The organism is Streptomyces sp. CA-146814 (genome assembly GCF_050942385.1).
Taxonomy (GTDB): domain Bacteria; phylum Actinomycetota; class Actinomycetes; order Streptomycetales; family Streptomycetaceae; genus Streptomyces.
On record NZ_CP192068.1, the window covers coordinates 4,898,575 to 4,925,420 of the forward strand.

General features: G+C 73.1%; 19 protein-coding genes. 14 read left to right on the top strand and 5 right to left on the bottom strand.

What is annotated here, in order from left to right; all coding sequences use genetic code 11:
- Positions 1–31 precede the first annotated feature (31 nt).
- From ACQP09_RS22100 to ACQP09_RS22130, 7 genes are all read left to right on the top strand, one after another.
- Positions 32–1,738 (top strand): glycerol-3-phosphate dehydrogenase/oxidase, encoded by a 1,707-nt coding sequence (locus tag ACQP09_RS22100; protein WP_432151169.1) that lies wholly within the window; start codon positions 32–34, stop codon positions 1,736–1,738.
- 251 nt (positions 1,739–1,989) lie between these two features.
- A complete protein-coding gene (locus ACQP09_RS22105) occupies positions 1,990–4,194 on the top strand; it encodes a serine/threonine-protein kinase (RefSeq protein ID WP_433402159.1) in 2,205 nt (734 codons plus the stop codon).
- A 221-nt stretch (positions 4,195–4,415) separates the two neighbouring features.
- Positions 4,416–7,517 carry a protein kinase gene (locus ACQP09_RS22110; protein WP_433402161.1) on the top strand — a complete coding sequence of 1,034 codons (3,102 nt, stop codon included), beginning with the start codon at positions 4,416–4,418 and terminating at the stop codon, positions 7,515–7,517.
- Positions 7,518–7,661: 144 nt separating this feature from the next.
- On the top strand, positions 7,662–9,356 hold the full coding sequence (locus ACQP09_RS22115) for a serine/threonine-protein kinase (RefSeq protein WP_433402163.1): 1,695 nt from the start codon (positions 7,662–7,664) through the stop codon (positions 9,354–9,356).
- A 216-nt stretch (positions 9,357–9,572) separates the two neighbouring features.
- Complete coding sequence (locus ACQP09_RS22120) at positions 9,573–11,189, top strand: succinic semialdehyde dehydrogenase (RefSeq protein WP_433402165.1); 1,617 nt, start codon at positions 9,573–9,575, stop codon at positions 11,187–11,189.
- Between the two features lie 52 nt (positions 11,190–11,241).
- Complete coding sequence (locus tag ACQP09_RS22125) at positions 11,242–13,122, top strand: GMC oxidoreductase (RefSeq protein ID WP_433402167.1); 1,881 nt, start codon at positions 11,242–11,244, stop codon at positions 13,120–13,122.
- A 94-nt stretch (positions 13,123–13,216) separates the two neighbouring features.
- Positions 13,217–14,989, top strand: coding sequence for a peptidase (locus ACQP09_RS22130; protein WP_433402169.1), 1,773 nt, complete (start codon positions 13,217–13,219; stop codon positions 14,987–14,989).
- Positions 14,990–15,316: 327 nt separating this feature from the next.
- Here ACQP09_RS22130 and ACQP09_RS22135 read toward each other — a convergent pair whose 3' ends face one another.
- Positions 15,317–15,616 carry a chorismate mutase gene (locus ACQP09_RS22135; protein ID WP_433402171.1) on the bottom strand — a complete coding sequence of 100 codons (300 nt, stop codon included), beginning with the start codon at positions 15,614–15,616 and terminating at the stop codon, positions 15,317–15,319.
- A gap of 331 nt (positions 15,617–15,947) precedes the next feature.
- Between ACQP09_RS22135 and guaA the strand changes: the two genes are divergently transcribed.
- From guaA to ACQP09_RS22155, 4 genes are all read left to right on the top strand, one after another.
- Positions 15,948–17,534 carry a glutamine-hydrolyzing GMP synthase gene (gene guaA / locus ACQP09_RS22140; protein ID WP_350681011.1) on the top strand — a complete coding sequence of 529 codons (1,587 nt, stop codon included), beginning with the start codon at positions 15,948–15,950 and terminating at the stop codon, positions 17,532–17,534.
- Positions 17,535–17,694: 160 nt separating this feature from the next.
- Positions 17,695–18,483 (top strand): class II aldolase/adducin family protein, encoded by a 789-nt coding sequence (locus ACQP09_RS22145; RefSeq protein WP_433402173.1) that lies wholly within the window; start codon positions 17,695–17,697, stop codon positions 18,481–18,483.
- Positions 18,484–18,595: 112 nt separating this feature from the next.
- A complete protein-coding gene (locus ACQP09_RS22150) occupies positions 18,596–19,864 on the top strand; it encodes a hypothetical protein (protein WP_433402175.1) in 1,269 nt (422 codons plus the stop codon).
- An 88-nt stretch (positions 19,865–19,952) separates the two neighbouring features.
- Positions 19,953–20,471, top strand: coding sequence for a DoxX family protein (locus tag ACQP09_RS22155; protein ID WP_433402177.1), 519 nt, complete (start codon positions 19,953–19,955; stop codon positions 20,469–20,471).
- Here ACQP09_RS22155 and ACQP09_RS22160 read toward each other — a convergent pair.
- Both ACQP09_RS22160 and ACQP09_RS22165 read right to left on the bottom strand, forming a co-directional pair.
- Complete coding sequence (locus ACQP09_RS22160) at positions 20,378–20,641, bottom strand: hypothetical protein (protein WP_433402178.1); 264 nt, start codon at positions 20,639–20,641, stop codon at positions 20,378–20,380. The two genes, ACQP09_RS22155 and ACQP09_RS22160, sit on opposite strands and share 94 nt — an antisense overlap.
- Complete coding sequence (locus ACQP09_RS22165) at positions 20,628–21,974, bottom strand: PspC domain-containing protein (RefSeq protein ID WP_433402180.1); 1,347 nt, start codon at positions 21,972–21,974, stop codon at positions 20,628–20,630. Before ACQP09_RS22165 ends, ACQP09_RS22160 begins: the two co-directional genes overlap by 14 nt.
- 265 nt (positions 21,975–22,239) lie before the next feature.
- Here ACQP09_RS22165 and ACQP09_RS22170 point away from each other — a divergent pair, with 265 nt between their 5' ends.
- Together ACQP09_RS22170 and ACQP09_RS22175 are read left to right on the top strand one after the other, a co-directional pair.
- Positions 22,240–23,538, top strand: a complete 1,299-nt coding sequence (locus tag ACQP09_RS22170) for a PspC domain-containing protein (protein WP_398816747.1) — start codon at positions 22,240–22,242, stop codon at positions 23,536–23,538.
- Positions 23,535–24,230, top strand: a complete 696-nt coding sequence (locus ACQP09_RS22175; protein ID WP_433402182.1) for a LuxR C-terminal-related transcriptional regulator — start codon at positions 23,535–23,537, stop codon at positions 24,228–24,230. Before ACQP09_RS22170 ends, ACQP09_RS22175 begins: the two co-directional genes overlap by 4 nt.
- An 8-nt stretch (positions 24,231–24,238) precedes the next feature.
- Here the strand turns inward: ACQP09_RS22175 and ACQP09_RS22180 are convergent, their stop codons facing one another.
- Positions 24,239–25,006 carry a GNAT family N-acetyltransferase gene (locus ACQP09_RS22180; RefSeq protein ID WP_433402184.1) on the bottom strand — a complete coding sequence of 256 codons (768 nt, stop codon included), beginning with the start codon at positions 25,004–25,006 and terminating at the stop codon, positions 24,239–24,241.
- Positions 25,007–25,047: 41 nt separating this feature from the next.
- On the bottom strand, positions 25,048–26,175 hold the full coding sequence (locus tag ACQP09_RS22185) for an NlpC/P60 family protein (protein WP_433402186.1): 1,128 nt from the start codon (positions 26,173–26,175) through the stop codon (positions 25,048–25,050).
- Between the two features lie 264 nt (positions 26,176–26,439).
- Here ACQP09_RS22185 and ACQP09_RS22190 point away from each other — a divergent pair, with 264 nt between their 5' ends.
- Positions 26,440–26,793, top strand: coding sequence for a hypothetical protein (locus ACQP09_RS22190; protein ID WP_433402188.1), 354 nt, complete (start codon positions 26,440–26,442; stop codon positions 26,791–26,793).
- Positions 26,794–26,846: the final 53 nt, after the last annotated feature.

Here is a 26,846-nt window from a genome sequence, read left to right on the forward strand (position 1 = left end):
TCCGACCACCCCGATCCACCGGGAGGCAGCAGTGAGGACAGCGACACTGGGACCCGCCGAGCGCACCACCGCGCTCGCCGCCATGGCCGAGCGCGAACTGGACGTGCTGGTCGTCGGGGCGGGCGTCGTCGGCGCGGGCACGGCGCTGGACGCCGCCACCAGAGGGCTCTCGACCGGCCTGGTCGAGGCGCGCGACTGGGCGTCCGGCACATCGAGCAGGTCGAGCAAGCTGATCCACGGCGGGCTGCGCTATCTGGAGATGCTGGACTTCGCGCTGGTCCGCGAGGCGCTGAAGGAGCGCGGCCTCCTCCTGGAGCGGCTGGCCCCGCACCTGGTGAAGCCGGTGCCGTTCCTCTACCCGTTGCAGCACAAGGGGTGGGAGCGGTTCTACGCGGGCTCCGGCGTCGCGCTGTACGACGCGATGTCGGTCTCCTCGGGCCACGGCCGCGGCCTGCCCGTGCACCGCCACCTCTCCCGCAAGCACGCCCTGCGCGTCGCCCCCGCACTCAAGAAGGACGCCCTGGTCGGCGCCCTGCAGTACTACGACGCCCAGATGGACGACGCCCGCTTCGTCACCGAGCTCGTCCGCACCGCCGCCTCGTACGGCGCCCAGGTCGCCAACCGCGCCCGGGTCATCGGCTTCCTCCGCGAGGGCGAGCGGGTCGTCGGCGCGCTGGTGCAGGACGTCGAGGGCGGCAGGGAGTACGAGGTCCGGGCCAAGCAGGTCGTCAACGCCACCGGCGTGTGGACCGACGACACCCAGGGGCTCATCAACGAGCGCGGACAGTTCCACGTCCGGGCCTCCAAGGGCATCCACCTGGTCGTCCCCAAGGACCGCATCCACTCCTCCACCGGCCTCATCCTGCGCACCGAGAAGTCCGTCCTCTTCGTGATCCCCTGGGGCCGGCACTGGATCATCGGCACCACGGACACCGACTGGGACCTGGACAAGGCCCACCCGGCCGCCTCCAGCGCCGATATCGACTACCTCCTCCAACACGTCAACTCCGTCCTCAACACCCCGCTGACCAGGGACGACGTCCAAGGCGTCTACGCCGGGCTGCGCCCCTTGCTGGCCGGCGAGTCCGACGCCACCAGCAAGCTGTCGCGCGAGCACACCGTCGCCCATCCGGCTCCCGGCCTCGTCGTCGTGGCGGGCGGCAAGTACACGACGTACCGGGTCATGGCCAAGGACGCGGTGGACGAGGCGGTGCACGGGCTCGACCAGCGCGTCGCCGCCTGTGTCACCGAGGACACCCCGCTGCTCGGCGCCGAGGGATACAAGGCCCTGTGGAACGCGCGGGCCAGGATCGCGGACCGGACCGGGCTCCATGTCGTCCGGGTGGAGCACCTGCTCAACCGGTACGGCTCAATGACGGAAGAAATTCTGGAGCTGATCCTCGCCGACCCCACCCTCGGTGAACCGCTGCCCGCCGCCGACGACTACCTCCGCGCCGAGATCGTCTACGCCGCCTCCCACGAAGGCGCCCGCCACCTCGACGACGTGCTGACCCGGCGCACCCGGATCTCCATCGAGACCTTCGACCGGGGCACCCGCAGCGCCCGCCTCTGCGCGGAGCTGATGGCCCCGGTGCTCGGCTGGGACGCGGACCAGATCGACCGGGAGGTCGAGCACTACGAGAAGCGGGTGGAGGCCGAGCGCGAGTCGCAGCGGCAGCCCGACGACCTCACGGCGGACGCGGCCCGGCTCGGAGCGCCGGACATCGTGCCGATCTGAGGAGGGGCCGGCCGGCGTTCACCCGGGTGGTCACCGCCCTTGACCTCTCGGTCAGTTGAGAGGCGGAGGTCCCGTTCCGGGGCGGTGGCCGCCCGGTCGGCGCTGGACGGGGAGGCCGGGTTGGTAGGAGGCTGTGGGATATTCCCTCTCCGGCTCGCATCGCGGCGGACCCCGGACCCGGCACCAGGACCGGTCCCGGGGTGAGGGACAATGAACGCTCTGCCAGGGCGGGTTGATCGCAGAGGGGACGCATGTCGGAGGCGGAGCAGGCACGGGAGCCCCAAGGGGACAAGAACGGTCGTCTCCTCGCGGGGCGCTACCGGCTCGGGGGAGTGCTCGGCCGGGGCGGCATGGGTACGGTCTGGCGCGCCGACGACGAGACGCTCGGCCGCACGGTGGCGGTGAAGGAACTGCGGTTCCCCGGCGCCATCGACGAGGACGAGAAGCGCCGGCTGATCACGCGCACGCTGCGTGAGGCCAAGGCGATCGCGCGGATCCGCAACAACAGCGCGGTGACCGTCTACGACGTGGTCGACGAGGACGACCGCCCGTGGATCGTCATGGAGCTGGTCGAAGGCAAGTCGCTGGCCGAAGTCATCCGCGAGGACGGCACGCTGACGCCGAAGCGGGCCGCCGAGGTCGGGCTCGCCATCCTCGACGTGCTGCGCTCGGCCCACCGCCAGGGCATCCTGCACCGCGATGTGAAGCCGTCCAACGTGCTGATCGCCGAGGACGGCCGCGTGGTCCTCACCGACTTCGGCATCGCCCAGGTCGAGGGCGACCCCTCGGTCACCTCCACCGGCATGCTCGTCGGCGCCCCTTCGTACATCTCGCCGGAGCGGGCCCGCGGCCACAAGCCCGGACCGCCCGCCGACCTGTGGTCGCTCGGCGGCCTGCTGTACGCGAGCGTCGAGGGCTCCCCGCCGTACGACAAGGGCTCGGCCATCGCCACCCTGACGGCCGTGATGACCGAGCCGCTCGACCCGCCGAAGAACGCGGGCCCGCTGACCGAGGTCATCTACGGGCTCCTCGCCCGCGACCCGGACCAGCGGCTCGACGACGCCGGGGCGCGAGCACTGCTCAACAAGGTGATCAACGCTCCCGAAGCGCCTGCGGTCCCGCCCGCCGACTCCACGCAGGTCATGGCGCTTCCGGTGGTCCCCGCCGATGCCGAGCCGGGCGCGGGCCGGGCCGCGAAGGCGGCGAAGACCGCCAAGCCGCCGAAGCCGGCCGGTGCGTCGAGCGAGTCCGGTACCGGTGAGGGCGCGCGGGACCGGCTGCGCGGAGCGCTCCGTTCCGTACGGGGAGCTAAGGCGGCCTCCGGTATCGCGGCGGGCGCGGCTGGCGCGGCGGCGGCCTCGGCGTCCCCGGCCTCCGCTGCTCAGGCGCCTGCTTCCCCGGCCTCCCCGGCCTCCCAGGCCTCCGCTGCGACCGGCGGCTCTCCGGTCGCTCCGCCCAAGCCCGCCACCCCTCCCGGCGCTCCGGGCGACAAGGCCACGAAGGCGACCGGCCCGGCGGCCACCACCGCTCTGGCCACCGGCCCCGGATCGGCGACCAGACCGGCGGGTTCCGGGGCCGCGTCGGGCGCGGCCGTACCTCCGCAGCGCCCGCCGACCTCACCGGCCACCACCCGCGCCTCGATCACCGACGTCGTGCCGCGCCGCACGCTCGCGATCATCGCGGCGGTCGTCGCGCTGGCGATCCTCGGCACCGTCCTCGCGCTGACGCTGGGCGGCGATGACGACAAGTCCGGCGCCGGCAAGGGCGACACCGCGGCGTCGGCCGGTGCCGCGGCAGGCGGCTCGGAAGGCGAGGGCGAAGGCGAGGGCGGCGGCCAGAAGGAGGGTCAGGGCACCGAGGACGGCAAGGCAACCGGCGACCCGTCCGGCGACCCGGCTACGGACGACCCGAAGACGGACGACCCCGGTACGGACGACCCAGCCGGGGACGACCCTGCCGGGGACGACCCGAAGACCGACGAGCCGGGCGGCTCCCTGCCCGCCGGGTACAGGACGGTCACCGACGACCAGTTCCGCTTCACGATGGCGATGCCCGGGGACTTCCGGCCCATCCGTATACGGGGCGACAACTCGGGCCGGGAGTACAGCGTCACCCGGGGGAGCTACCCGCGCATCCAGGTCGACTTCAACAGCTCGCCCAAGGACGATGCCGTCGCCGCCTGGCAGGGGGCCGTCGGAAGCGCCAAGCTCCTGAGCGCGAACTACAAGCACCGCGGCATAAGGGCGGTCGAGTACAACGGCTATCCCACGGTCGCGGACTGGGAGTTCGAGCGGAATCTGGACGGCCACCGGGTCCGGGTGCTCAACCGCGGCTTCAAGGTCGACGCCCAGCGCGGCTACTCGATCATGATCAGCTGCAAGGCCGACGAGTGGGACGGCGACGAGTGCCGCACCCTGCGCGAGACGGCGCACGCCACCTTCACGCCCACGAAGTGAGCGTCGGCAGGCCGCGCGGTAGGTATTGGGCGGGCCGGGTTGGTGCGACCCGGCCCGTCGGCGCGCGTTGCCACGTATCGTAAGACGACGGAGACCGTACGCAGCCGGAACAGTGGGTCAATTGCCCGCCGAACGACCGTAATTGACTGAACCGACTGATTCGTGCGGAACAGATGGCCGGAACAGATGGCCGGAGGAACAGCGCGCTCTGGGGAGGCGTCGTGGACGACTACGCGGGTCGGGTGCTTGCCGACCGCTACCGCCTTCCGCTGCCGCCGTCCGACGGGTACGAACTGGTCGAGACCCGGGCGTTCGACACATACAGCGGTCAGGAAGTCCTGGTCCGCCAGGTGCCGTTGCCGGAGATCGTGGACGCCGAGGTGGTCGACGCCGACGGCCGGGCCTCGGCGAGCGGGCGCACCACCGGGCGGGCGGTCCGCCGGAGTACGGACCCGGCGGTCCGGCGGGCCATCGAGGCCGCGCAGGCCGCCGCCCAGGTGCCCGACCATCCGCGGCTGGACCAGGTCTTCGACGTGTTCGCCGAGGCCGGTTCGCTCTGGATAGTCAGCGAGCTCGTCGCCGCCCGCCCGCTCGCCGCGCTCCTCGCCGAACGCCCGCTGAACCCGTTCCGGGCCGCCGAGATCGGCTCCGACGTGCTCACCGCCCTGCGGGTGCTCCACGCGCACGGCTGGACCCACCGGAACATCACCGTCCGCACGGTCCTGGTCTGCGACGACGGCCGCGTGATGCTCACCGGCCTCGCGGCGGGCGCCGCCGAGGAGGCGCTCTGCGGTTACGCCCCCGAGCCGCTGCCCGACGAGGAGCCGGTGGCGGACGAGGAGTCGTACGGCAGCACGTCGGACGCGCACGGAGGCGGGTCGGAACCGTACGGAAAGCGGTCGGACTCGTACGGAGAGCGGTCGGAGTCGTACGGCGGAGGGTCGTCGGAGACGTACGGACGGCCGTCGGAGATGTACGGCGGCCGGCCGGGGGCGTACGAGGCGCCTGGGACCTATGCGGGGCCCGGGGTCGGTGGGGCCGACGACACGCTCGGGATACCGGTCGTCGAGACGGTCGACGCCGACGAGCCGGTGGAGCTGCCGGACGCGCCGGACCGCCGTGGCGCCTACGCCCTGCCGCCGTCGGCCGACAGCCACGAGAGCCAGGAACTCCCGCTCGTACCGCCGTATGTACGAGCCCAGCCGCAGGACCACGTCCGCCGTCCGGACGACCGGAGCGAGGGCCGAGGGCAGGAGGCGCACGGCACCCCGGACGGCCAGGAGCTCGTTCCGCGTCCCGCCACGCCCGCCGTGCCCTACACCCCCACGCCCCGGCCCCCCGCCGAGCCCGGAGCCGCGAGCGCCGCCCAGTTGCGGGCCGCCCGTGCCGGGGCCATCGCCGCCTACCGGGCCGGTGCGCGCGCCGCCGCCCGGGTCACCGAGGACCGTCAGCAGGCGGCCGGGACCACTCCGGCCAACCTCGTGAAGCAGGAGGAGGCCGAGGCCCCGGCCCCCGAGGCCGAAGCGACCGGCACCCTCCCTCCGCAGCGCTCCGAACCCGACGCCCCCGCCACCCCGGGCCTCCCCGGCCCCCGTCTGACCGGCCCCTGGGGCAGCCCGCCCGAGGACCCCTACGACGACGAGGACGAGGACGACGACGAGGAGGGCCCCCGCCCGCCGCGCCGCGTCCACCTCGCGGGCACCTGGGACGACGGGCCCGGCTCCGGCCGTCCCGTTCCGGCCGGCGGCTCCGGCGCGGACGCGCTGCGCGCCGACTCCCGCCGCCCCGGACAGTCGTCCCTCGCCCCGGCCCCTCGCCTCCCGGCCGAGCGCGCCCCCTCCTCCACCTGGGAGGAGGCCGTCGCGGGCAGCCGTAAGACGGCCGTCTACCGCGGCCCCGCCACCCCGCTCGCCGCCGAGCGCGCCCGGCAGGCCCGGATCGCGGTCGTCGGGCCCGTCACCGAGCGCTGGGCGCCCGAGCAGGCCGGTCCGGTCCACGACAACTGGCAGCTCGCGCCGCCCATCGGCCCCTCCACCGACCTGTGGGCGCTCGGCGCGCTGCTCTACCGCGCGGTCCAGGGCCACGCGCCCTACCCGGAGGAGAGCGCGGCCGAGCTCGTCCAGATGGTCTGCGCCGAGCCGCCCGCCTTCGCCGAGGAGTGCGGCCCGCTGCGGCCCGTCGTCGAGTCGCTGCTGCGCCAGGACCCCACCGAGCGGCCGGACTTCGAGGAGCTGCGCGGCTGGTTGCGTTCGCTCGTGCGGTCCGCGCCCGAGCCCGAGGCGGGCACCGACGTCGTCCCGCTGCCCGCCCCCGACGCCACCCGGCTCCCCGTCGTACGCCGTCGCGGCGAGCTGGTCCGCAGGCGCCGGGGCCGGTTCGGCGGCGGCTCGGCGCACGGCCGCCACCGGCAGGGCAAGCGGCAGCGGCAGCAGCTGGAGAAGCAGCGCGCCGCCGAACGCCACGACCCGCGGCAGCCCCCGCCGCGCCACGAGTCGCTGCTGCCACCCGGTCCCGACCAGGGCCGCGCCCACCCGGCCGACGCCTGGGAGCCCCGCCCGTCCCGCGCACCGCGCGAGCCCAAGGGCCCCCGGGTGCTGCGCGAGCCCTCCCGGCCGCGCGACGGGCGCTCGCCGCGCCACCTCGGCCGGCTGCTGCTGATCCTCATCCTGCTGCTGATGGCCGCGGCCATCACGTACGCCTTCCTCTTCATGCCCAAGCAGGAGACCGGGACCCGACAAGGTGCGCCAGGGCAGCCCACCGGCTCCGCCGCACCGCCACCGGCCGCCTCCGGCTCACCCGCGCCCTCCGACGGCGCGAGCTCCGACACCGGCTCCCAGCAGCCGCAGACCAGCCGCTCCGCCGTCGCGCTCGCCCCCGGCTACACGCTCAGCAAGGACGCGGAGGGCTTCGAGGTCGGCGTACCGAAGGGCTGGCAGCGCAGCCCGGCCAACGCGGACCGTCAGATCCGTTACGGAAGCGACGGGTTCACGCTCCTCGTCGTTCCCGGCCGGGACACCGTGAAGGAGGGCGGCAGCGACCCGCTGGACTACCAGCGCGTCAAGCAGCCCGAGCTCCAGCCGTTCCGGGACTCCAGCTGGGCCACCTCCTCCGGGCTGCGCCGGGTCGACGTGGGCCGACAGGCCATGGCCGAAGGGCAGTTCACCTGGCAGGACAGCGGCGGCCGCGAGGTCTACGTCCGCAACCTGGCCATGATCGTCGACGGCCGCTACCACATCGTCCAGGTCATCGGCCCGGAGAGCGAGCGCGACAAGGTCACCGAGATCTACCAGCAGGCCATCGCCTCCTACCGGGTCAACGCCTGACCGCACGTCACCGTGGTTCGCCCGCCACGGCTGTTGTGCGATGTCGACAACCATCACAGTGCGGTCTCGTGGGCGATCCCCCGTTCCGTCCCGCCGCCCGCGCTCCGTAATCTGGCAAGCTGAGGAACGGGGGCGGGGACACAGGTGGACCGATCACAGGGCACGGCCGCGGGACTGGTGCTGGCGGGGCGTTACCGGCTGGGCGAGGAGCTCGGCCGCGGCGGCATGGGCAAGGTCTGGCGCGCCCATGACGAGGTGCTGCACCGCACGGTCGCCGTCAAGGAGTTGACCGCCGGGCTGTACGTCGCCGAGGCCGACCGGCTCGTCCTGCACGCCCGTACGCAGAAGGAGGCGCGCGCGGCGGCCCGCATCACGCACCCCGGCGTCGTCACCGTCCATGACGTGATCGAGTACGACAAGCGGCCCTGGATCGTCATGCAGTACGTCGACGGGCCCTCGCTCGCCGACGAGGCCAAGGCCAAGGGCGAGATCGCGCCGCGTGAGGCCGCCAGGATCGGCCTGCACGTCCTGAGCGCGCTGCGCGCCGCGCACAGCGCCGGAGTGCTGCACCGGGACGTCAAGCCCGGCAACGTCCTGCTGGCCCGGAGCGGTCAGGTGCTCCTCACCGACTTCGGGATCGCCGCGATCGAGGGCGACTCCACGATCACCAGAACCGGTGAACTGGTCGGCTCCATCGACTATCTGGCGCCCGAACGGGTACGCGGCGGCGACCCGGGACCCGCCTCCGACCTCTGGTCGCTCGGGGCCACGCTGTACACGGCGGTGGAGGGCCGATCGCCGTTCCGCCGTACGTCCCCGATCTCCACCATGCAGGCCGTCGTCACCGAGGAACCGCCCGCGCCCGTCAACGCCGGTCCGCTCGGACCCGTCATCACCGCGCTCCTCCGCAAGGACCCGGCCGGCCGGCCCACGGCCGCCGAGACCGAGCAGATGCTGCTGGACGCCATGGAGGGCCGGCACCCGCGCGCGGCCCAGGAGTACGTGCCGACGCAACGGGTCACGGAGGAGCACCGGTACGGATACGCGGGCCCGGACGGCTCCACCGCCCGGATCCCCGGAACGCCCGGCGCCGACGGCCCCCCGCACCTCCCCGCCACCGGCCCCCCGCACCTCCCTGCCACCGGACCCCTCACCGGCCCCGGCTCCGCCCCCGTCACCCGGCGCGCCGGGTCCCGGCGGTGGCGCACGGTCCTCGTCGTGGTCGTCGCGGCGGCGATCCTCGGCGGCGCGGGCGGGCTGGCCGCGATGAAGTACGGACAGGGCGCCTCGGCCAGCGGCCGGACGACCACCCCCACCCCCACCACGTCCGGCACCCCCCGGACGTCCCCGCCCGCTCCCACCACGCCCGCGCCCGAGATACCCGACGGCTGGCGCCGGGTCGACGATCCGGCGGGCTTCAGCCTCGTCGTACCGGAGAACTGGACGCGCGAGGTGAACGACGGGCAGATCGACTACACGCCGGACGGCGGGGCCCACCGCATCCGGATCAGCGTCGACCCGGACCCGGACTTCGACCATCCGTATCTCCACATGCGGAACATGGAGCAGCAGCTGGCCGAGCGGCTGCCGGGGTACCAGCGGATCGTGCTGGAGAAGAACACCTTCCGCGACCGGCCCGGCTCGCTCTGGGAGTTCACCTGGCACGAGACCAAGGACCACCCGGGGCCCCGGCACGGGATCGACCAGATGTACTACGGCGGTTCCGGCGGCCCCGAGTACGCGCTGTATCTGACCGCGCCGCAGGAGGGCTGGGACGCCAGCCGCGAGAAGTTCGACATCATGCTGCGCAGCTGGCGGGCGCCGGGCGAGCAGGGCTGAGCGGCCGCCACGCCCTTCCGTCACGCCGAGGGCCGAAATTCGGCGTGACGGACCACGGCATGGCCGCTCACACCTCCGTATAGGCCCTGATCAGCGGTTATACCGCCAGCGATCACTGGCTCGATCGGCGGGACGGTCCGAGGTGGGCGTCGGGTCCTGTGAAAAACTGTTACCCACGGGTACCCAAAGGGTGCGGCTGGACATACTCTCGGCCTCATGACGGACTCGCAGGCCCCTGACGCCCCACTCGGTACGAACCCCGTCGCGGTCGCCCCCGCCGGCGTGCGCACCGCCGCCGACGTGGTCACCCCCGAGGTGATCGCGCAGCTGATCCGCGGCGTCGTCGGATCGGGCCGCACGGCCAACCACACGCCGTTCACCGGCGAGAAGCTGGCCGACCTGCCCGAGTCCACCCCCGAGGACGTCGCCACCGCCTTCGACCGGGCCCGCGCCGCCCAGCCCGCCTGGGCCGCCACCCCCGTACGGCAGCGGGCCGCCGTCCTCCTGCGCTTCCACGACCTGGTCCTCAGCCGCCAGTCCGAGGTGCTCGACCTCATCCAGCTGGAGACCGGCAAGGCCCGCCTGCACGCCCATGAGGAGGTCCAGGCCGTCTCCGTCGCCGCCCGCCACTACGGGCGCAGGGCCGCCGCCTACCTCAAGCCGCGCCGCCACACCGGGGTCATCCCGGCCCTCACCAAGGTCACCGAGCTGCGCCAGCCGCGCGGCGTCATCGGCCAGATCGCGCCCTGGAACTACCCCTTCGAGCTGTCCGTCGGCGACGCGCTGCCCGCCTTCGTCTCCGGCAACGCGGTCGTGATGAAGCCCGACACGGAGACCGCGCTCACCGCGCTCTGGGCCCGTGACCTGCTCATCGAGGCCGGGCTGCCCGCCGAGGTCTTCCAGATCGTGCTGGGCGAGGGCCCGGTCGTCGGCCCGGAGGTCGTCAGCCGCGCCGACTACGTCTCCTTCACCGGCTCCACCCGCACCGGCCGCGAGGTCGCGATCGGCGCCGCCTCCCGGCTGGTCGGCGTCTCGCTGGAGCTCGGCGGCAAGAACGCCATGCTCGTCCTGAAGGACGCCGACGTGGAGAAGGCCGCCGCGGGCGCCGTCCGCGCCTGCTTCTCCTCCGCCGGGCAGCTCTGCATCTCCATCGAGCGGCTGTACGTCCACGAGTCGATCGCCGACGACTTCGTGCAGCGGTTCGCCACCCGCACCAAGGCCATGCGGCTCGGCGCCTCCCTCGCGTACGGCGCCGACATGGGCTCCCTCGTCGGGGAGCGGCAATTGGAGACGGTCAGCCGGCATGTCGCCGAGGCCGTCGAGAAGGGCGCCACGCTCGTCGCGGGCGGCGTCGCGCGCCCCGACATCGGGCCGCTCTTCTACGAGCCGACCATCCTGGACGGCGTCGAGGCGCCGATGGCCGTCTGCACCGAGGAGACCTTCGGCCCGGTCGTCTCCCTCTACCGGTTCACCGACGAGGACGAGGTGATCGCACTGGCCAACGCCACGCCGTACGGCCTCAACTCCAGCGTCTGGACCACCGACTCCAAGCGCGGCCACGAGGTCGCCGCCCGGCTGCGCACCGGCACCGTCAACATCAACGAGGGGTTCGCCCCCGCCTACGGCAGCGTCCAGTCCCCGATGGGCGGCATGAAGGACTCCGGCCTCGGCCGGCGGCACGGCTCGGAAGGCATCCTCAAGTACACCGAGGCCCAGACCGTCGCCCAGCAGCGGCTGATCCCGCTCGCCCCGTCCTTCGGCATGGACGACGAACAGCACGCCGCGTTCATGACCCGCAGCCTGAAGGCGATGAAGGCGTTCCGGCTGCGCTGAGCGCCGTCGCCGTTCCCCGTCCTTCCGCCCCGATTCCGTAGTGAGGAGCGCCATGTCCCAGGACAGCCCTGCCCAGAAACAGCCCGTGAGCCATGTGCCGGCCGAGGACGACGCCGCGTACGACTACGACGTCCTGGTCGTCGGCTCGGGGTTCGGCGGCGCGGTGTCGGCGCTCCGGCTGACCGAGAAGGGCTACCGCGTCGGCATCCTGGAGGCGGGCCGCCGCTTCACCCCCGGCACGCTCCCGAAGACCTCCTGGGACCTCAAGAACTACCTCTGGGCCCCGGCGCTCGGCCTCTTCGGCATCCAGCGCGTCCACCTGCTCGGCAACGTCATGGTGCTCGCGGGCGCCGGGGTCGGCGGCGGCTCGCTCAACTACGCCAACACGCTGTACGTGCCACCCGCGCCGTTCTTCGAGGACCGGCAGTGGGCCGCGATCACCGACTGGCAGGACGAGCTGAAGCCGTACTACGACCAGGCCCGCCGGATGCTCGGGGTCCGCCTCAACCCGACCATGACGCCCTCCGACATCCACCTCAAGGCCGCCGCCGAGGCGATGGGCGTCGGCGACACCTTTCACCTGGCCCCGGTCGGCGTCTTCTTCGGCGACGGCAAGGACGCCGACGGCACCGCCAAGGCCAAGCCCGGCGACACCGTCCCCGACCCGTACTTCGGCGGCGCCGGACCCGCCCGCAAGGCCTGCACCGAGTGCGGCGAGTGCATGACGGGCTGCCGCCACGGCGCGAAGAACACCCTCAACGAGAACTACCTCCACCTCGCCGAGAAGGCCGGAGCGGTCATCCACCCGATGACCTCCGTCGTCGCGGTCACCGACGACCCCGAGGGCGGCTACCGGGTCCTCACCGTCCCCACCGACCGCCGCCGCAAGGCGAAGCCCACCAGGCTGCGCGCGCGCAAGGTGGTCGTCGCGGCGGGCACGTACGGCACGCAGACCCTGCTGCACTCCATGAAGGACCGCGGCCTGCTGCCCCGGCTCTCCGCCAAGCTCGGCGAGCTGACCCGGACCAACTCCGAGGCGCTGGTGGGCTCCCAGACCAGCGACCGCCGTTACCGCAAGAAGCACGGCATCGCGAAGGCCGACTTCTCGCAGGGCGTCGCGATCACCTCCTCGATCCACCCGGACGACAACACCCACATCGAGCCGGTCCGGTACGGCAAGGGCTCCAACGCCATGGGCGCGATGTCGATCCTCCAGGTGCCCTACGGGGCCCACCGGGTGCGCGGCTGGCTCGCCAACATGGTCAAGCACCCCACGCTCGCCGCGCGTTCGCTCTCCAACCACCACTGGTCGGAACGCACCATCATCGGCCTCGTCATGCAGTCGCTCGACAACTCTCTGACCACGTACCGCAAACCGGGCGGCATCGGCAAAGGCCTGCTCACCGCCCGCCAGGGCCACGGCGCGCCCAACCCGACCCAGATCCCGGAGGCCACCCGCAGCGCCTCCCTCCTCGCGGAGGAGATCAACGGCTTCGCCGGCTCCAACGTCGGCGAGCTGATGGGCACCCCGCTCACCGCCCACTTCCTCGGCGGCTGTCCGATCGGCGCGAGCGCGGACGAAGGCGTCATCGACCCGTACCACCGTCTCTACGGCCACCCCGGCATCAGCGTCGTCGACGGCTCGGCGATCTCCGCCAACCTGGGCGTCAACCCGTCGCTGACCATCACCGCGCAGGCCGAGCGCGCCATGTCGCTCTGGCCCAACAAGGGCGAGGCGGACCCGAGGCCGGAACAGGACGCGGCCTACGAACGCCTCACCCCGGTCGAGCCGCTGGCGCCGGCCGTGCCGAAGGACGCGTTCGCGGCGCTGAAGCTGCCGTTCCTGGGCATCCCCGTCGTCCCGCCGAAGGGGACGGTGGAGGCCGGGGCCGAGGTGAAGGGCGTCGGGAACACCCCCGTACCCAATCCGTGATCTTCCTCCGGGCAACTGTTCGGGGAGCTGCGCGGTCGAACCCGTACTGTTTCACAGCAGTCACACAGCGCCCGCCACGTACCAGAGGTCCCCGATGACACGCTTCTCCCCGAGAACCGCGCTGCGCAGCGCGGCCGGTTCTCTCGCCGCCGCAGGCCTGCTGGCCGCGGCCTCGCTCGCCGTGGCGGCCGCGCCGGCGCAGGCCGAGGAGGCGCCGGTGTTCACGCTCGGCGGTCCGGCCGAGACCGGTCTGCACCCGTATCCGGAGAGCGGCCGGCCGAAGGCCGCCACGGTCGGGATCACGCTCAACAACCCGTCCGAGGATGAGGAGAACGGCGGCTTCGGCGGCGACTTCACGCTCACCTTCGACCTCAGCGGCGTCGCGGGCGTCGCCGATGTGGAGTTCGACGGCGAGTCGGGCCTGGAGTGCGAGGTCACCGGCGTGAAGGCCGTCTGCCAGGACTGGGGCATCTGGCCCGGTCTCCAGGGAGCCGCCGACCTCGTCGTCACCGCCGCCGACGGCAGCGAGGACGGCGACACCGGCACGATCACGGTGACCGGCGAGGCGGACGGCGTCACCTTCACGCCGTTCACCACCCGGCTCACGGTCGGCGGCCCCGACCTCGTCATGAAGCAGCTGCCGCTCAGGACGGAGCTGACTCCGGGAGAGAAGCAGCAGGCTCCGATCACCTTCGCCAACCGCGGCACCAGGGACGCCGACGGAGTCCTGCTCACCCTGCGGTACTCGCGCGGCCTGGACATCCCGCAGCGCTACTCCAACTGCGAGTACACCGTGGACGACCCGGCCCAGCCGGACTTCGGCTGGACCACCGCGCTCTGCTCCGTCCCGGGAGCCTTCGAGGCGGGCGCGACGTACACGCTGGCGACCCCGCTGACGCTGGAGGCCACCGAGCGCGCCTTCTACGACACCTTCCTCTACCGCATCGAGGAGAACAGCGCCGCCCAGCGCACCGCCCAGCGTGCGGGCGCCCGCTTCGAGCGCGGTGACGGCGCCGCGCTGAAGGCGGTCCCGGTGAGGACGGGCGCCGCGGCCAGGAGCGCGGACCTGGACCCGTACGACAACCAGCAGGAGGCCGACTTCCGTACGGAGAACACGGCCGACTTCGTGGCGTACGGCGACAAGGTGGCCGGGCCCGAGGGCTCCACCGTGAAGGCCGACCTCGGGTTCCGCAACGAGGGCCCGGCGTGGATCGGCTACATCCGCTCCGGCGAGACCGTCGCCACCGTCGACTTCACCGTCCCGCAGGGCACGACCGTCACGGCCAAGCCCGACCGCTGCCGCGCGGTGACGGCCGCCGGCGGATACCGGGAGGACCAGAAGAGCCCGGCGCCGCGCTACGTCTGCAACACCTCCATGACCGTGCGGGACGGGGCCGGCCTCGACCTGCCCTTCGAGCTGCGGATCGACCAGGCGATGGTCGGCGCGGGCGGCGAGGTCACCGTACGCAACACCTCGCTGCAGGACCCGAAGCTGCCGTTCGACCCGAAGCCGGCCAACAACACGGCGTACCTGATCGTGAACGGCGAGGGCGAGGGCGCCGACTCCGGCGGTACGACGGACGGCACGGACGGCGGCAACGACGGCGGCTCCGGCGAGCCGTCCACGCCGCCGACCTCGGCCCCGGCGCCTGACTCGGACCCGGAACCTGCGGAGAGCCCGTCCGGGACCTCGGGCTCCACCACGTCCGGCGGCGGCGCGGCGGGTACGACGGGAGGCACGGGGGGCGGCCTCGCCTCGACGGGATCGACCGTCCTGATCGCCTCGGGCACGGCGGCGGCGGCGCTGGCGGCGGGCCTGGTGCTGTTCACGGTCGCACGGCGACGGGCTGCCGCGCGGCAGAGCTGAGAGGGAGAGCGGCGGAGGAGGGAGCGGGCCTCCGCCCGGCAGGGACGGTCCCGATGCGGCCGACCCGGGCGTCCCCGGGCACGGCCGCACATGGGGTGACCGGGCCGCTGTCCCCTGCGGACCGGTCACGTGCGCCGGGATGTGGTCCCACGACGTACCTGCGGTACGTCACACGTCCCGGCGGAGCCACGCGTGGTTTTCCACCGATGCCGCCCCTGGTTGGCACGGACACCGGGACCAACGAAGGCACGCCGGTCCCGGTCACGCGCCGTACGGGTGAGACGGGCACCGAACGCAGATACGGTCCTGCGCCCGCCGCCCCGTGTCTCACACCCGGCCGCGGCACAGCTCCAGCAGGGTCATCGCCAGAGCGGTACCCGGCTTGCCCAGCGCGTCCCTGTAGTGGCCGAGCACGGCCGTCTCGCGGGAGAGGTTGACCCGGCGGCCGCCGGAGGTGATGCGGGCCTCCTGGATGACCGCCGAGACGGCCATCCGTTCCTGGACGAGGCCGATGATCCGGTCGTCGAGGGTGTCGATGCGCTCACGGGCGCCGCCGATCAGGGTGGCGGCCTCGTCGGTGTGCGCGCCGGTCCGCTCGGCGGGGGTGGTGGTGGCGGTGCTGTTCATGATGGTGACTCCCGGTGGGGTGGCGGCCCCCCGGGGCAACGGGCCCGGATACGCAGAACGCCCCGGGCCTGATGGCCCGGGGCGCCTGGAACGTTGCTTGTCAGTAGCTCAAGCAGCACGACCATGGCAGCCGGCGGGCCGGATGCCATAGGTAAAGACGAAGATCGTGTGCTGACGCATGGCAGACAGTATGGCCCCGGCCCGGCGGCCTCACCAAGCCGGGGCCCGCATCCTGAGACGTGAGCCTCGCGGTCGGCCCGGCGGAGGGTTCACGTACGGCCGGTAGAATCGGAAGAACCGACCCCCTTCACCACCGCCGGAAGGCCGCCCCGTGCCAGCAGCACCCCCCGCCGCCCCCGACACCACGGCCGACGTGGTCCTCGTCGTCGACTTCGGCGCGCAGTACGCCCAGCTCATCGCCCGCCGGGTCCGTGAGGCCCGGGTCTACAGCGAGATCGTCCCGTCCACCATGCCGGTGGCGGAGATGCTGGCGAAGAACCCGCGCGCGATCATCCTCTCCGGCGGCCCGTCGTCGGTGTACGCGGAGGGCGCGCCCTCGCTGGACCGCTCGCTGTTCGAGGCCGGGGTCCCGGTCTTCGGCATGTGCTACGGCTTCCAGCTGATGGCGACCACCCTCGGCGGCACGGTCGACGACAACGGGGCGCGTGAGTACGGCCGCACCCCGCTGCACGTCACGAAGGCGGGTTCGACGCTCTTCGAGGGCACGCCCACCGAGCAGCCGGTGTGGATGTCGCACGGCGACGCCTGCTCGGCGGCGCCGGAGGGCTTCACCGTCACCGCCTCCACGGACGTGGTCCCGGTCGCCGCCTTCGAGAACGACGAGAAGAAGCTGTACGGGGTGCAGTACCACCCGGAGGTCATGCACTCGACCCACGGGCAGCAGGTCCTGGAGCACTTCCTCTACCGCGGCGCGGGCATCGAGCCGAACTGGACCACCACCAACGTGGTCGAGGAGCAGATCGCCCTCATCCGCGAGCAGGTCGGCGACAAGCGCGCCATCTGCGGCCTCTCCGGCGGCGTCGACTCCGCGGTGGCCGCGGCGCTCGTCCAGAAGGCCATCGGCTCGCAGCTGACCTGTGTGTACGTCGACCACGGGCTGATGCGCAAGGGCGAGACCGAGCAGGTCGAGAAGGACTTCGTCGCCGCGACCGGCGCCAAGCTGAAGGTGGTCGACGCCGAGAAGCGCTTCCTGGACGCGCTGGCCGGGGTCTCCGACCCGGAGCAGAAGCGGAAGATCATCGGCCGCGAGTTCATCCGCGTCTTCGAGCAGGCCCAGCTGGAGATCCTCCAGGAGGAGGGCCCCGAGGTCGCCTTCCTGGTCCAGGGCACGCTCTACCCGGACGTGGTGGAGTCCGGCGGCGGCACCGGCACCGCCAACATCAAGTCCCACCACAACGTGGGCGGCCTCCCCGACGACATCGAGTTCCAGCTCGTCGAGCCGCTGCGCCAGCTGTTCAAGGACGAGGTCCGGATGGTCGGCCAGGAGCTCGGCCTGCCCGAGGAGATCGTCCAGCGCCAGCCGTTCCCCGGCCCCGGCCTCGGCATCCGCATCGTCGGCGAGGTCACCAAGGACCGCCTGGACCTGCTCCGCGACGCCGACGCCATCGCCCGCGAGGAGCTGACGGCGGCCGGCCTGGACCGCGACATCTGGCAGTGCCCGGTGGTCCTCCTCGCCGACGTCCGCTCGGTCGGCGTCCAGGGCGACGGCCGCACCTACGGTCACCCGATCGTGCTGCGCCCGGTCTCCTCCGAGGACGCCATGACGGCGGACTGGTCGCGGCTGCCGTACGAGACGCTGGCGAAGATCTCCACCCGCATCACCAACGAGGTCGCCGACGTCAACCGCGTGGTCCTCGACGTGACGAGCAAGCCGCCGGGGACGATCGAGTGGGAGTGACCTCCCGGGTTCGCGTGAACCCCTAGGGCCTTCAGGTCAACGCCGATGCCGTCGCTCATTCGTTTGAGCGGCGGCATTGTCGTATCCCCACCCCTTCCCCTCACCCCCACCCGCCGGTAACTTCCGATCCCGTACGCCCCCGGGAAAGTGAGGAGCCGCCATGTCCGAGCCGCCCGCCGTGCCCGCCCCCGCGCCCATCCCCGTGGAGCAGCTACACTTCGCGATGCCGCCCGTGCACGCGTCGCCGGACGAGGAGCGGGCGTACCGGAGGCAGCGGCTGGCCGGGGCGTTGCGGTTGTTCGGGGAGTACGGGTTCGAGGACGGGGTCTCCGGGCACATCAGCGTGCGCGATCCGGAGCTGGACGACTGCTACTGGGTCAATCCGTTCGGGGCGCCCTTCGCCGGTATCACCCCGCAGGACCTGATCCTCGTCAACGGGGACGGGCAGGTGGTCCAGGGGCGGTTCCACGTCAACCAGGCCGCCTTCGCCGTACACGCGGCCGTGCACCGGGCCCGGCCGGGCGCTGTCGCCGTGGCGCACACTCACTCCACGCACGGGCGGGCGCTGGCCGCGCTGGGGGAGCGGATCGAGCCGATCACGCAGGAGGCCTGCGCGTTCTACGAGGACCACGCACTGTACGACGCGTACACCGGCGTGGTCGTGGACGAGGTGGAAGGGCGCCGGATCGCCGAGGCGCTCGGGCCGCGCAAGGCCGTCGTCCTGCGCAACCACGGGCTGCTGACCGTGGGCGACTCGGTGGACGCGGCCGCCTGGTGGTTCCTCACCCTGGAGCGCGCCTGCCAGGTCCAGCTGCTGGCGCGCGCCGCCGGGAAACCGGTGCTGATCGACCACCGGGACGCCCTCACCACCCGTGACCAGCTCGGCAGCGACCTGGTGGCGTGGATCAACTACCAGCCGCTGTGGCAGCGGATCAGTCGAACGTTCTGACGACGGCCGCCCTGGGCCGCCCCGATGCGGGGCCCGCCCGTCCCGTACGGCACAATTCGCTGGTATCACAGGTGAGTTGGCTGTACCGGGGTGGGAAAGGGCGTAAATCTCCGTGGCGTTGGACGAGGCAAGGGCGAGCGGCACGCACGGCGGCGGCTGTACGTGCGGCGACTGCCCGCACGGAGCACGCGAGGGACACCGGCGCGCGGTCGCCGCGTTCCTCGCCAAGCGGGACGAACTGGCCGCAGGAAACGGTCTGCCCGCCGGAGTCGCGCAGTCCGCCTCCGCGTCCCGGCAGTGGGTCTCCGACGAGCTGACCGAGTCCGCCCGCACCGTCGCCGAACGGGCCCGGGCCGCCGGGGACGTCTGGCTCCTCCAGGTGTGGCGGTCCACGCTGTTCGTCGTCTGGGGTGCGGTGCTCGCCCTGCTCGTCGGCGCGAGCCTCACCGCGATCGGGCCCGGCTGGACGACCGCCCGCACCGCCGCGCTGGCCGCCGCGGTCCTCACCGCTGCCCTGCTGACCGTCGCCGCCCGCTTCCACCGCGCCTGCGGCGGCCTCCTCGCCCCGCTGATCGGCGAGGACAACCGGCTCTCCACCTCCAGGACCGTCGCCGCCGCCTGGGTGCTGCTCACCGTCTTCGCCGTCCTGGTGCTCGCCCTCCAGCTGGCGGGCGCCTCGGACCCGGAGAGCCGGGACGCGCTGATCGAAGGGCTCGACCTCGTGCGGTCCGCCGGGGTGGTGACCGTGCTGGCGCTGGTGTGCGCCGTCGCCGTCGTCGTACGCCGGGTGGTGACCGTACGGGTGCTGGGCCGGCGGCTCCAGAAGCTGCGCGCGGACCGGCCGCGCGCCGCCGATCTGCTGACCGACGACTCCGGGCGCGGGTCGTTCACCGATGTGCAGTACGTGCTGGTCAGCGCCGTCGCCGTGCTGTTCGCCGCCGTCCGGCTGGCCCGCCGCCCGGAGCAGCTGCCCGACCTGCCGTGGGGCCTGGCCCTGCTGGTGGCCGTCTCGGCGGCGACGTACTTCGCCGGGAAGTACGCGGAGGGCGGCCGTCCGGTCGTGCTCTCCGTCGTACGGGCCCGGGAAGCCGGGGACCTGGACGCGCCGATCCGGACCGGCGACGACATCGAGATCCGGGGCGCGGGCTTCGTACCGCCGGGCGCCGGCACCCCCGACCGGCTGGCCCGGCTCGTCGTACGGATCGGCACGGTCCACGTCCACGTACCGCTGATCCCGGTCGCCGGAGGCTTCGCCAACCCGACCGACACCGTGCTCACCGTGCCGGTCCCCGTCGAGGTCGAGCCCGGGACCGTGGACGTCCAGGTGGTCACCGCCGCCGGAGTGGAGACCGACCGCTGCTCCATCGACGTCACGGACTGACCACATCCGCTTCCCGCCTCTGGTGAGCGCCGCCGTACAGGCGTACGTATGGTCGGATGACGGGTCTTCGGGAAGCGGGGCAGCGGTGATGAACGGTTACGGCGGCGGCAACGGCGGTCGGTACGGTACGGGTGAGCCGGCAGGGCTGCGTGAGCGGGCGGGTCAGTACGCCCTGCTGCCGCTGCGGCTCTTCCTCGGCGTCACCTTCGTCTACGCGGGGCTCGACAAGCTCACCGACAGCGGCTTCCTCTCCGCCACCGGCCCCGGCTCGATCGGCGAGCTGATGGACACGGTCCGCGACTCCTCCGCGGTCCCCGCCCTCGTCGACCTGGCGCTCAAGAGCCCCGAAGGGTTCGGTTACGCCATCGCGATCGGCGAACTCCTCGTCGGCCTCGGCACCCTGGTCGGCCTCTGGGCCCGGCTCGCCGCGCTCGGCGGGGCACTGATCTCGCTGAGCCTCTGGCTGACGGTGAGCTGGCAGTCGACCCCGTACTACTACGGCAACGACCTGCCCTATCTGATGGCGTGGCTGCCTCTGGTGCTCGCGGGCGCCTCCATGATCTCCGTCGACGCCTTCCTCGCCTCGCGGCGGCGCCGCAGCATGTAAGCGGTCCAGGTCGCCGTGGCAGCCAGCCAAAGGCCGCCGAGGAACACCGGCAGGAAGAAGGCCCAGGTGACCTCCCAGGCCCCGGCCGCGTCGGCCGCGTACCCTCCGGCCAGGGCCAGCATCGTCAGACCCGCCACCGCCCGTCCGGGCCGGAACTCATGACGCAGCACGGCTGACCTCCACCTGTCCGACTCCGACTTCCACTTCGAGCTCGATCGTCCCGGCCGGCTTGCTGCCCTCCGGTGGCGGAAGCGTCCGCTGCGTCGACTCGTCGCTCTGGATGTGGACCTGGACCCGCTGGCCCTCCTCCAGCCGGATCTCCCCTAGACCGGCCTCGGCCCGCACCTTCACGGTCACGTCCTTCGGTACGACGACGGCCGCCCGGCCCGCTCCGACCTCCAGCCGGGTGCGTACGGTCCCGCCCGGCGGGACCACCACTCCGGACAGGTCCAGCCGGGCATCGCCGGTGCCCAGTTCGTACCGCTGCTGTACGGCGGTGACCTCGGCCGGACGCCACTCCTGGCGGGCCCAGTCCGTGCTGATCTCCTTCGGCAGCAGCGTCGCGCCGGCCAGCAGCACCGCCGTGACCATCGCCAGCAGCACCGTGCCGGACCCGGTCCGGCCCAGCGCGGAGGAGACCAGCAGCCCGAGCCCGAAGACGGCGAGCGCGGCCACCAGGCCCATCTGCAGCACCGTGCCGAGCGGCTCGTGCGCCCAGCTCAGCCAGGTGGTCAGACCGCCCGCCACCAGCGCGGCCAGGAAGACGAGCCCGCCGATCGGGCGCGGTCCCGGCGGGGCGGGCGCCGGAGCCGGCGGGCGGAACGGCGCGTCCGCGCTGGGACGCCCGGCCAGGACCGTCTCCCGCGCCGCCTCCGGGTCGGTGTCCGAGGGGCCCCAGAGATAGCCCGAGCCGACCGGCCCCGTCGTCCCGTCCTTCACGATCGGGTCCCGCCACCACGACGGGCCGCCCGGCTTCGGCGGCGCCTTCACCTCCGGCGGCGGCGTGCCGCGGCCGGAGGTGTGCGAGGGGGCGGGGGCGGCGGGGGTGCCCGGCGGGGCCGCCGGGTCCTCCGGCGCCGACGCCCTGCGGGACTGCGTCCACACCGAGCAGCCGACCACCGCCACCGACAGCAGCGCCGCGAACGCCAGCATGCCCCGGTTGCCCAGCATCGACAGGAAGAGCCCGCACCCGATCAGCGCCAGCAGCAGCGCCACCAGCGACGCCCCGTCCACCCGGCCCGACAGCAGCCGGCGCGCCTCGTTCTCCTCCTCGCCCTCCAGCGGCAGCAGGAGCCAGGCGAAGCCGTAGAAGATCAGGCCGATCCCGCCGGTCGCCGAGAGGACACCGAGCACGATCCGGAAGATCACCGGGTCCACGTCGCAGTACCGGCCGAGCCCGCCGCAGACCCCGGCCACCATCTTCTGCCGCGGACTGCGGCGCAGCTGCGGTCCGGGCGCGTCGGGGGGTGCGACGCCGGGGGCGGCGTCCGAGGGAGCGGTCATACCTCCATGGTGACGGCCCGCACTCGCTGGTGGGAGCCGCGCCGACCCTGGCCGGTCCCTGATTTTGCGCCGGGCCGTCCCGCAGGGGGTGGGCGCCAGGTTTCCCGCAGGGGGGGGGCCGCCAGGTTTCCCGCCGGGGGCGCCGGGGGCGCCGGGGGCGGCGAGGACAGGGCGGCCGGCATCGGCGAGGGTAGGGCTGGCCTCAGGGTCGATCAGGGGGACTACCCTGATGCCTCGCGCCCCCGCCGCGTGTGACGATCGGGGTATGCCAGCCGCCACCGCCCGAGCCGCGCACAGCTCACTCGCCTCCGACCCGGAGGAGCCGCCGCTGCGCAAGCTGTACCGCAGCGCCGACGGGCGGATGCTGGGCGGCGTCGCGCGCGGGCTCGCCGGACACCTCGGGCTGCCGGTCGCCTGGGTCCGGTTCGTCTTCCTCGGGCTCTTCCTCAGCGACGGCCTGGGCGCCCTGCTGTACGCGGTGTTCTGGATCGTCGTCCCTCTCGGCGTCGGCGGAGTCGGCGGCGTCCACGCCCCGCGCTCGGTCTTCGAGACCGCCGCCGACGGCCGGCGCAAGCTCCGCAAGCCGGACCCGGGCCAGGTCTTCGCGCTGGTCGCCCTCCTCGTCGGGGCCGTCGTCTTCGTCGCCAACGTCGACATGGGCAGCGAGGCCGACCGCTACATCTGGCCGACGCTCCTCATCGGCGCGGGCTCCGTCCTCGTCTGGCGCCAGGCGGACAACGCGCGACGCGCCCGCTGGATGGAGGTCGGCCGCCGCCGCCGGCTGCTGCAACTGGCCCGCGCGCTCGCGGGGGTGGCCCTCGTGGGCCTCGGGCTCGCCGTCTTCATGGTGGTGCGCGGCTCGGCCGCCCAGCTGGGCAACGTGCTGACCGCCGCCATCGCCGTCCTCACCGGCATCGCCCTGCTCGCGGGGCCCTACCTGGTCCGCATGACCCAGGACCTTTCCGAGGAGCGGCTGATGCGCATCCGCGCCCAGGAGCGCGCCGAGGTCGCCGCCCACGTCCACGACTCCGTCCTGCACACCCTCACCCTGATCCAGCGCAACGCGGACGACGGCGGCGAGGTCAGACGCCTGGCCCGGGCCCAGGAGCGCGAGCTGCGCAACTGGCTCTACAACCCGGAGGGCACCGGCAAGGACGAGGACGACGAGCCGGAGACGCTCGCCGAGGCGGTGAAGCGGGCCGCCGCCGAGGTGGAGGACAAGCACGGCGTCCCGCTGGAGGTCGTGGTCGTCGGCGACTGCCCGCTCGACGACAAGCTGGGCGCGCAGATGCAGGCCGCGCGCGAAGCGATGGTCAACGCCGCCAAGTACGGTGGCGAGGGCGGCGCCGTGCAGGTCTTCGCGGAGGTCGAGGGCACCACGGTCTTCGTCTCCGTGAAGGACCGGGGTCCGGGCTTCGACCTGGACGAGGTTCCCGCCGACCGCATGGGCGTACGAGAATCAATCATCGGCCGGATGCAGCGCAACGGCGGCACTGCCCGGCTGCGTTCGGTGCCCGGCGGGGGCACCGAGGTCGAGCTGGAGATGGAAAGGGCGAGCGAATGACCGAGAACACCGAAGCCACCGGGGGCCCGGAGCGACGGGTACGGGTCGTGCTCGTCGACGACCACCGGATGTTCCGCACCGGCGTCCAGGCCGAGATCGGCCGCACCGAGAAGACCGGCGTCGAAGTGGTCGGCGAGGCCGCCGACGTCGACCAGGCGGTCACCGTCATCACGGCGACCCGCCCCGAGGTCGTCCTCCTCGACGTCCACCTCCCGGGCGGCGGCGGTGTCGAGGTGCTGCGCCGCTGCGCCCCGCTGATGGGTGCGGCCGACGACCCGGTCCGCTTCCTCGCGCTCTCCGTCTCGGACGCCGCCGAGGACGTCATCGGCGTGATCCGCGGCGGCGCCCGCGGCTATGTCACCAAGACGATCACCGGCACCGACCTGGTCGACTCGATCTTCCGGGTCCAGGAGGGCGACGCCGTCTTCTCGCCACGCCTGGCCGGCTTCGTCCTGGACGCCTTCGCCTCCACGGACGCCCCGCCGGTCGACGAGGACATGGACCGCCTCACCCAGCGCGAGCGCGAGGTGCTCCGGCTCATCGCCCGTGGTTACGCGTACAAGGAGATCGCGAAGCAGCTGTTCATCTCGGTGAAGACGGTCGAGTCGCATGTCTCGGCGGTGCTGCGCAAGCTCCAGCTCTCCAACCGGCACGAGCTGACCCGGTGGGCCACGGCGCGACGGCTGGTCTGAGGCCTCGCTCAACGACCGGCCGGGTCGAGCGAGATGTTGACCTTCTCGCCGATCCGGCGGTAGCCGATGCCCGCGTAGATCCGTTCCACGTCGGCGTCGCCCGGCTCCAGCCAGACGGCCCGGCACCCCTGGTCCAAGGCCCGTTCCGTCAGCCAGGCGGAGAGCGCGGCGCCGACGCCCCGGCGGCGGAAGGGGGCGGCGACGGCGAGGCCGACCAGTTCGCTGAGGCCGTCGACCGGGACGGAGCAGCCGCCCGCCCCGGCCGTTGCGCCGTCCAGGACCGCCAGGGCGGCGACCCCGTCACCGGCCGCCGCCGAGCGCAGCCAGGTGATCGTTCCCGGCTCGGGTTCGCCCGTGCCGCCGAAGCCGTGGTGCTGGACACGGGCGGTGTCGGTGAATTCCGTTTCGGTGGCGGGCACGGCGATGCGGAGGCCGTCGACCGGCTTCGGCGTACGGAGGTCCTCGCGGGCGCAGACGAGCAGCGGGGCCCGGTTCTCCACGGTGAACCCGGCGGCCAGCAGGGCCGGTTCGACGGCCGGGGCCCAGGAGGGCAGGAACTCCAGGCGTGGCAGCCGCTCCTGCTCCCGGAACGCGTCGACGAGGGCCGCCACGTCGTCCGCCGTGGGTTCCGCATCCCGGTCGGGGATGGCGTAGTTGGCGTACTTCAGCTCCCAGCCCGGGTTGTACCGGACGGTGAACGGGCCCACCCGGTAGTGGCCGGGGGAGCGCAGCGTGAGCGTGCGGGCGTACTCCTGGACGGCGTTCGCCATCGACATGCGGGAGGTTCCTTCTGGGCGAGGGATGTCGGCGCGGGGGACTATGCCACCCGGGTCGCCCCCGCGAAAGGCATCTGATCGATGGGCGCGATCCGTACCGGGGCGCCGGGGCGCGGGGCGTGGATCATCTGGCCGCCGCCGATGTAGAGGCCGACGTGGCTGATCCCGGAGTAGAAGAACACCAGGTCGCCGGGGGCCAGTTCGGAGCGGGAGACCCGCTGGCCGGCGTTGATCTGGGTGTAGGTGGTGCGGGGCAGGCTGACGCCCGCCGCCTGCCAGGCCGCCTGGGTCAGCCCGGAGCAGTCGAAGGCGTTGGGGCCGGTCGCGCCCCAGACGTACGGCTTGCCGATCGCGCCGTGCGCGAAGGAGACGGCCCTGGCCGCGCGGGAGTTGGGCGCGGCGACCGGGGAGCGTGGGGCCGAGCGGTCGGCGTGGGCGGTGGAGCGGTCGGCCTGGGTGCCCGCGCCGGCCCGGTCGGCGGAGGTCGCCGGGCCGCCGCCGTGGGCCGCGTCGGCGGCGCGCTCGTACGCGGCGCGCTCCTCGGCGGTGAGGGTGGCCAGGAGCCTGCGGGCGTCGGCCAGCTTGGTGTGGATGGCGGTGCGGTGTTCTCGCAGTTCGGCGCGGCGGGCGGCGAGCGCCTCGGTCTCCCGGTCGGCGCGGGCCTTGACCCGGGCGATGCCGGAGAGCTGGCGCCGGATCCCGCTGAGCAGGCTTGCCTGCCGGTCACCGGCCCGGTCGAGGTGGGCGGCGCGCTCCAGGTAGCTGTCGGGGTCCGAGGAGAGCGCCAGCTGTACGGCGGGGTCGAGGGCGCCGGTGCGGTACTGGGCGGTGGCCATCGAACCGAGCGTGTGGCGGGCCGTGTTGAGGCGGTCGGTGCGGCGGGCGGCCTCGTCGGCCAGGGTGTCGACGGCCTTCCTGGCGGCCGTCTCCTTCTCCTTCGCCCCGTTGTACTTCTCGGTGGCGACCTCGGCGTCGTGGTAGAGCCGGTCGACCTTGGCCCGGACCTGGGCGGCGGTGGGTGCGGGCTCGGCGGGTGCGGCGCCGGCCTCGGTGGCCGAGGTGGCGGTGGCGGCCCCGGCGAGCGCCAGGGTGGCGGCGGTGCGGGCAGCAGGGCCGGAGAACGGGCGCTGCTTGGGTTTCCGGTGAGCGGATTTCCGGTGCGCGGCCACGGGAGCGGCGTCCTTCCTGTCGGCTGCCCGCCGGGGGATACCGGCAGGTCCGGCAAGGACGCTATGCCGGGCGCACGGAAAAGGGTCGCCATGACAGCTATTGCCCGCATGTGACGCTTCGGCGCCGACGGATGACCGTAGAAGCAGATCCGGAAGTGATCATTCCGGCAGGTTCGGGCGGAGAGCACACAGTTCCGGCGAAGGCGTCAAGAAAGGCTTGCCTCACTGCCGGGTAAAGGTTTGGCCATGGCTAGGCTCCGGACCATGAACGCACTGATCGGCGTCTTCGTCGCGCTGCACATCATCGGCATCGCCTCCCTGCTGGGCGGCTTCCTGACGCAGATGAAGGCGATGGGCGCGGGCACCGCACGCTTCGTCCCGGCCATGCTGCACGGCGCGCTGACCATGCTGGTCACCGGCGTCGCGCTGGTCGGGCTCAACCAGGCCGACGACCAGACGGTGAACAACATCAAGATCGGCGTGAAGCTGGCGCTCCTCGTCGTCATCCTCGCGCTCGTCTACGTCAAGCGGGACGACGAGAAGGTCGGGAAGGGCGCGTTCGCGGCGGTCGGCGGACTGACGGTCGCCAACATCTTCATCGCCGTGCTCTGGACCTGACGCTCTGGACCTGAGACCCACTCGGGGGCGGCCGCCGCTCGGGCAGCCACCCC

Excerpts from the sequence above, each read along its gene's own strand:
- ACQP09_RS22105 (WP_433402159.1), top strand. The coding sequence starts at position 1,990 with ATGTCGGAGGCGGAGCAGGCACGGGAGCCCCAAGGGGACAAGAACGGT.
- ACQP09_RS22120 (WP_433402165.1), top strand. The coding sequence starts at position 9,573 with ATGACGGACTCGCAGGCCCCTGACGCCCCACTCGGTACGAACCCCGTC.
- ACQP09_RS22125 (WP_433402167.1), top strand. The coding sequence starts at position 11,242 with ATGTCCCAGGACAGCCCTGCCCAGAAACAGCCCGTGAGCCATGTGCCG.
- ACQP09_RS22130 (WP_433402169.1), top strand. The coding sequence starts at position 13,217 with ATGACACGCTTCTCCCCGAGAACCGCGCTGCGCAGCGCGGCCGGTTCT.
- ACQP09_RS22135 (WP_433402171.1), bottom strand. The coding sequence starts at position 15,616 with ATGAACAGCACCGCCACCACCACCCCCGCCGAGCGGACCGGCGCGCAC.
- ACQP09_RS22145 (WP_433402173.1), top strand. The coding sequence starts at position 17,695 with ATGTCCGAGCCGCCCGCCGTGCCCGCCCCCGCGCCCATCCCCGTGGAG.
- ACQP09_RS22155 (WP_433402177.1), top strand. The coding sequence starts at position 19,953 with ATGAACGGTTACGGCGGCGGCAACGGCGGTCGGTACGGTACGGGTGAG.
- ACQP09_RS22165 (WP_433402180.1), bottom strand. The coding sequence starts at position 21,974 with ATGACCGCTCCCTCGGACGCCGCCCCCGGCGTCGCACCCCCCGACGCG.
- ACQP09_RS22170 (WP_398816747.1), top strand. The coding sequence starts at position 22,240 with ATGCCAGCCGCCACCGCCCGAGCCGCGCACAGCTCACTCGCCTCCGAC.
- ACQP09_RS22175 (WP_433402182.1), top strand. The coding sequence starts at position 23,535 with ATGACCGAGAACACCGAAGCCACCGGGGGCCCGGAGCGACGGGTACGG.
- ACQP09_RS22180 (WP_433402184.1), bottom strand. The coding sequence starts at position 25,006 with ATGTCGATGGCGAACGCCGTCCAGGAGTACGCCCGCACGCTCACGCTG.
- ACQP09_RS22190 (WP_433402188.1), top strand. The coding sequence starts at position 26,440 with ATGAACGCACTGATCGGCGTCTTCGTCGCGCTGCACATCATCGGCATC.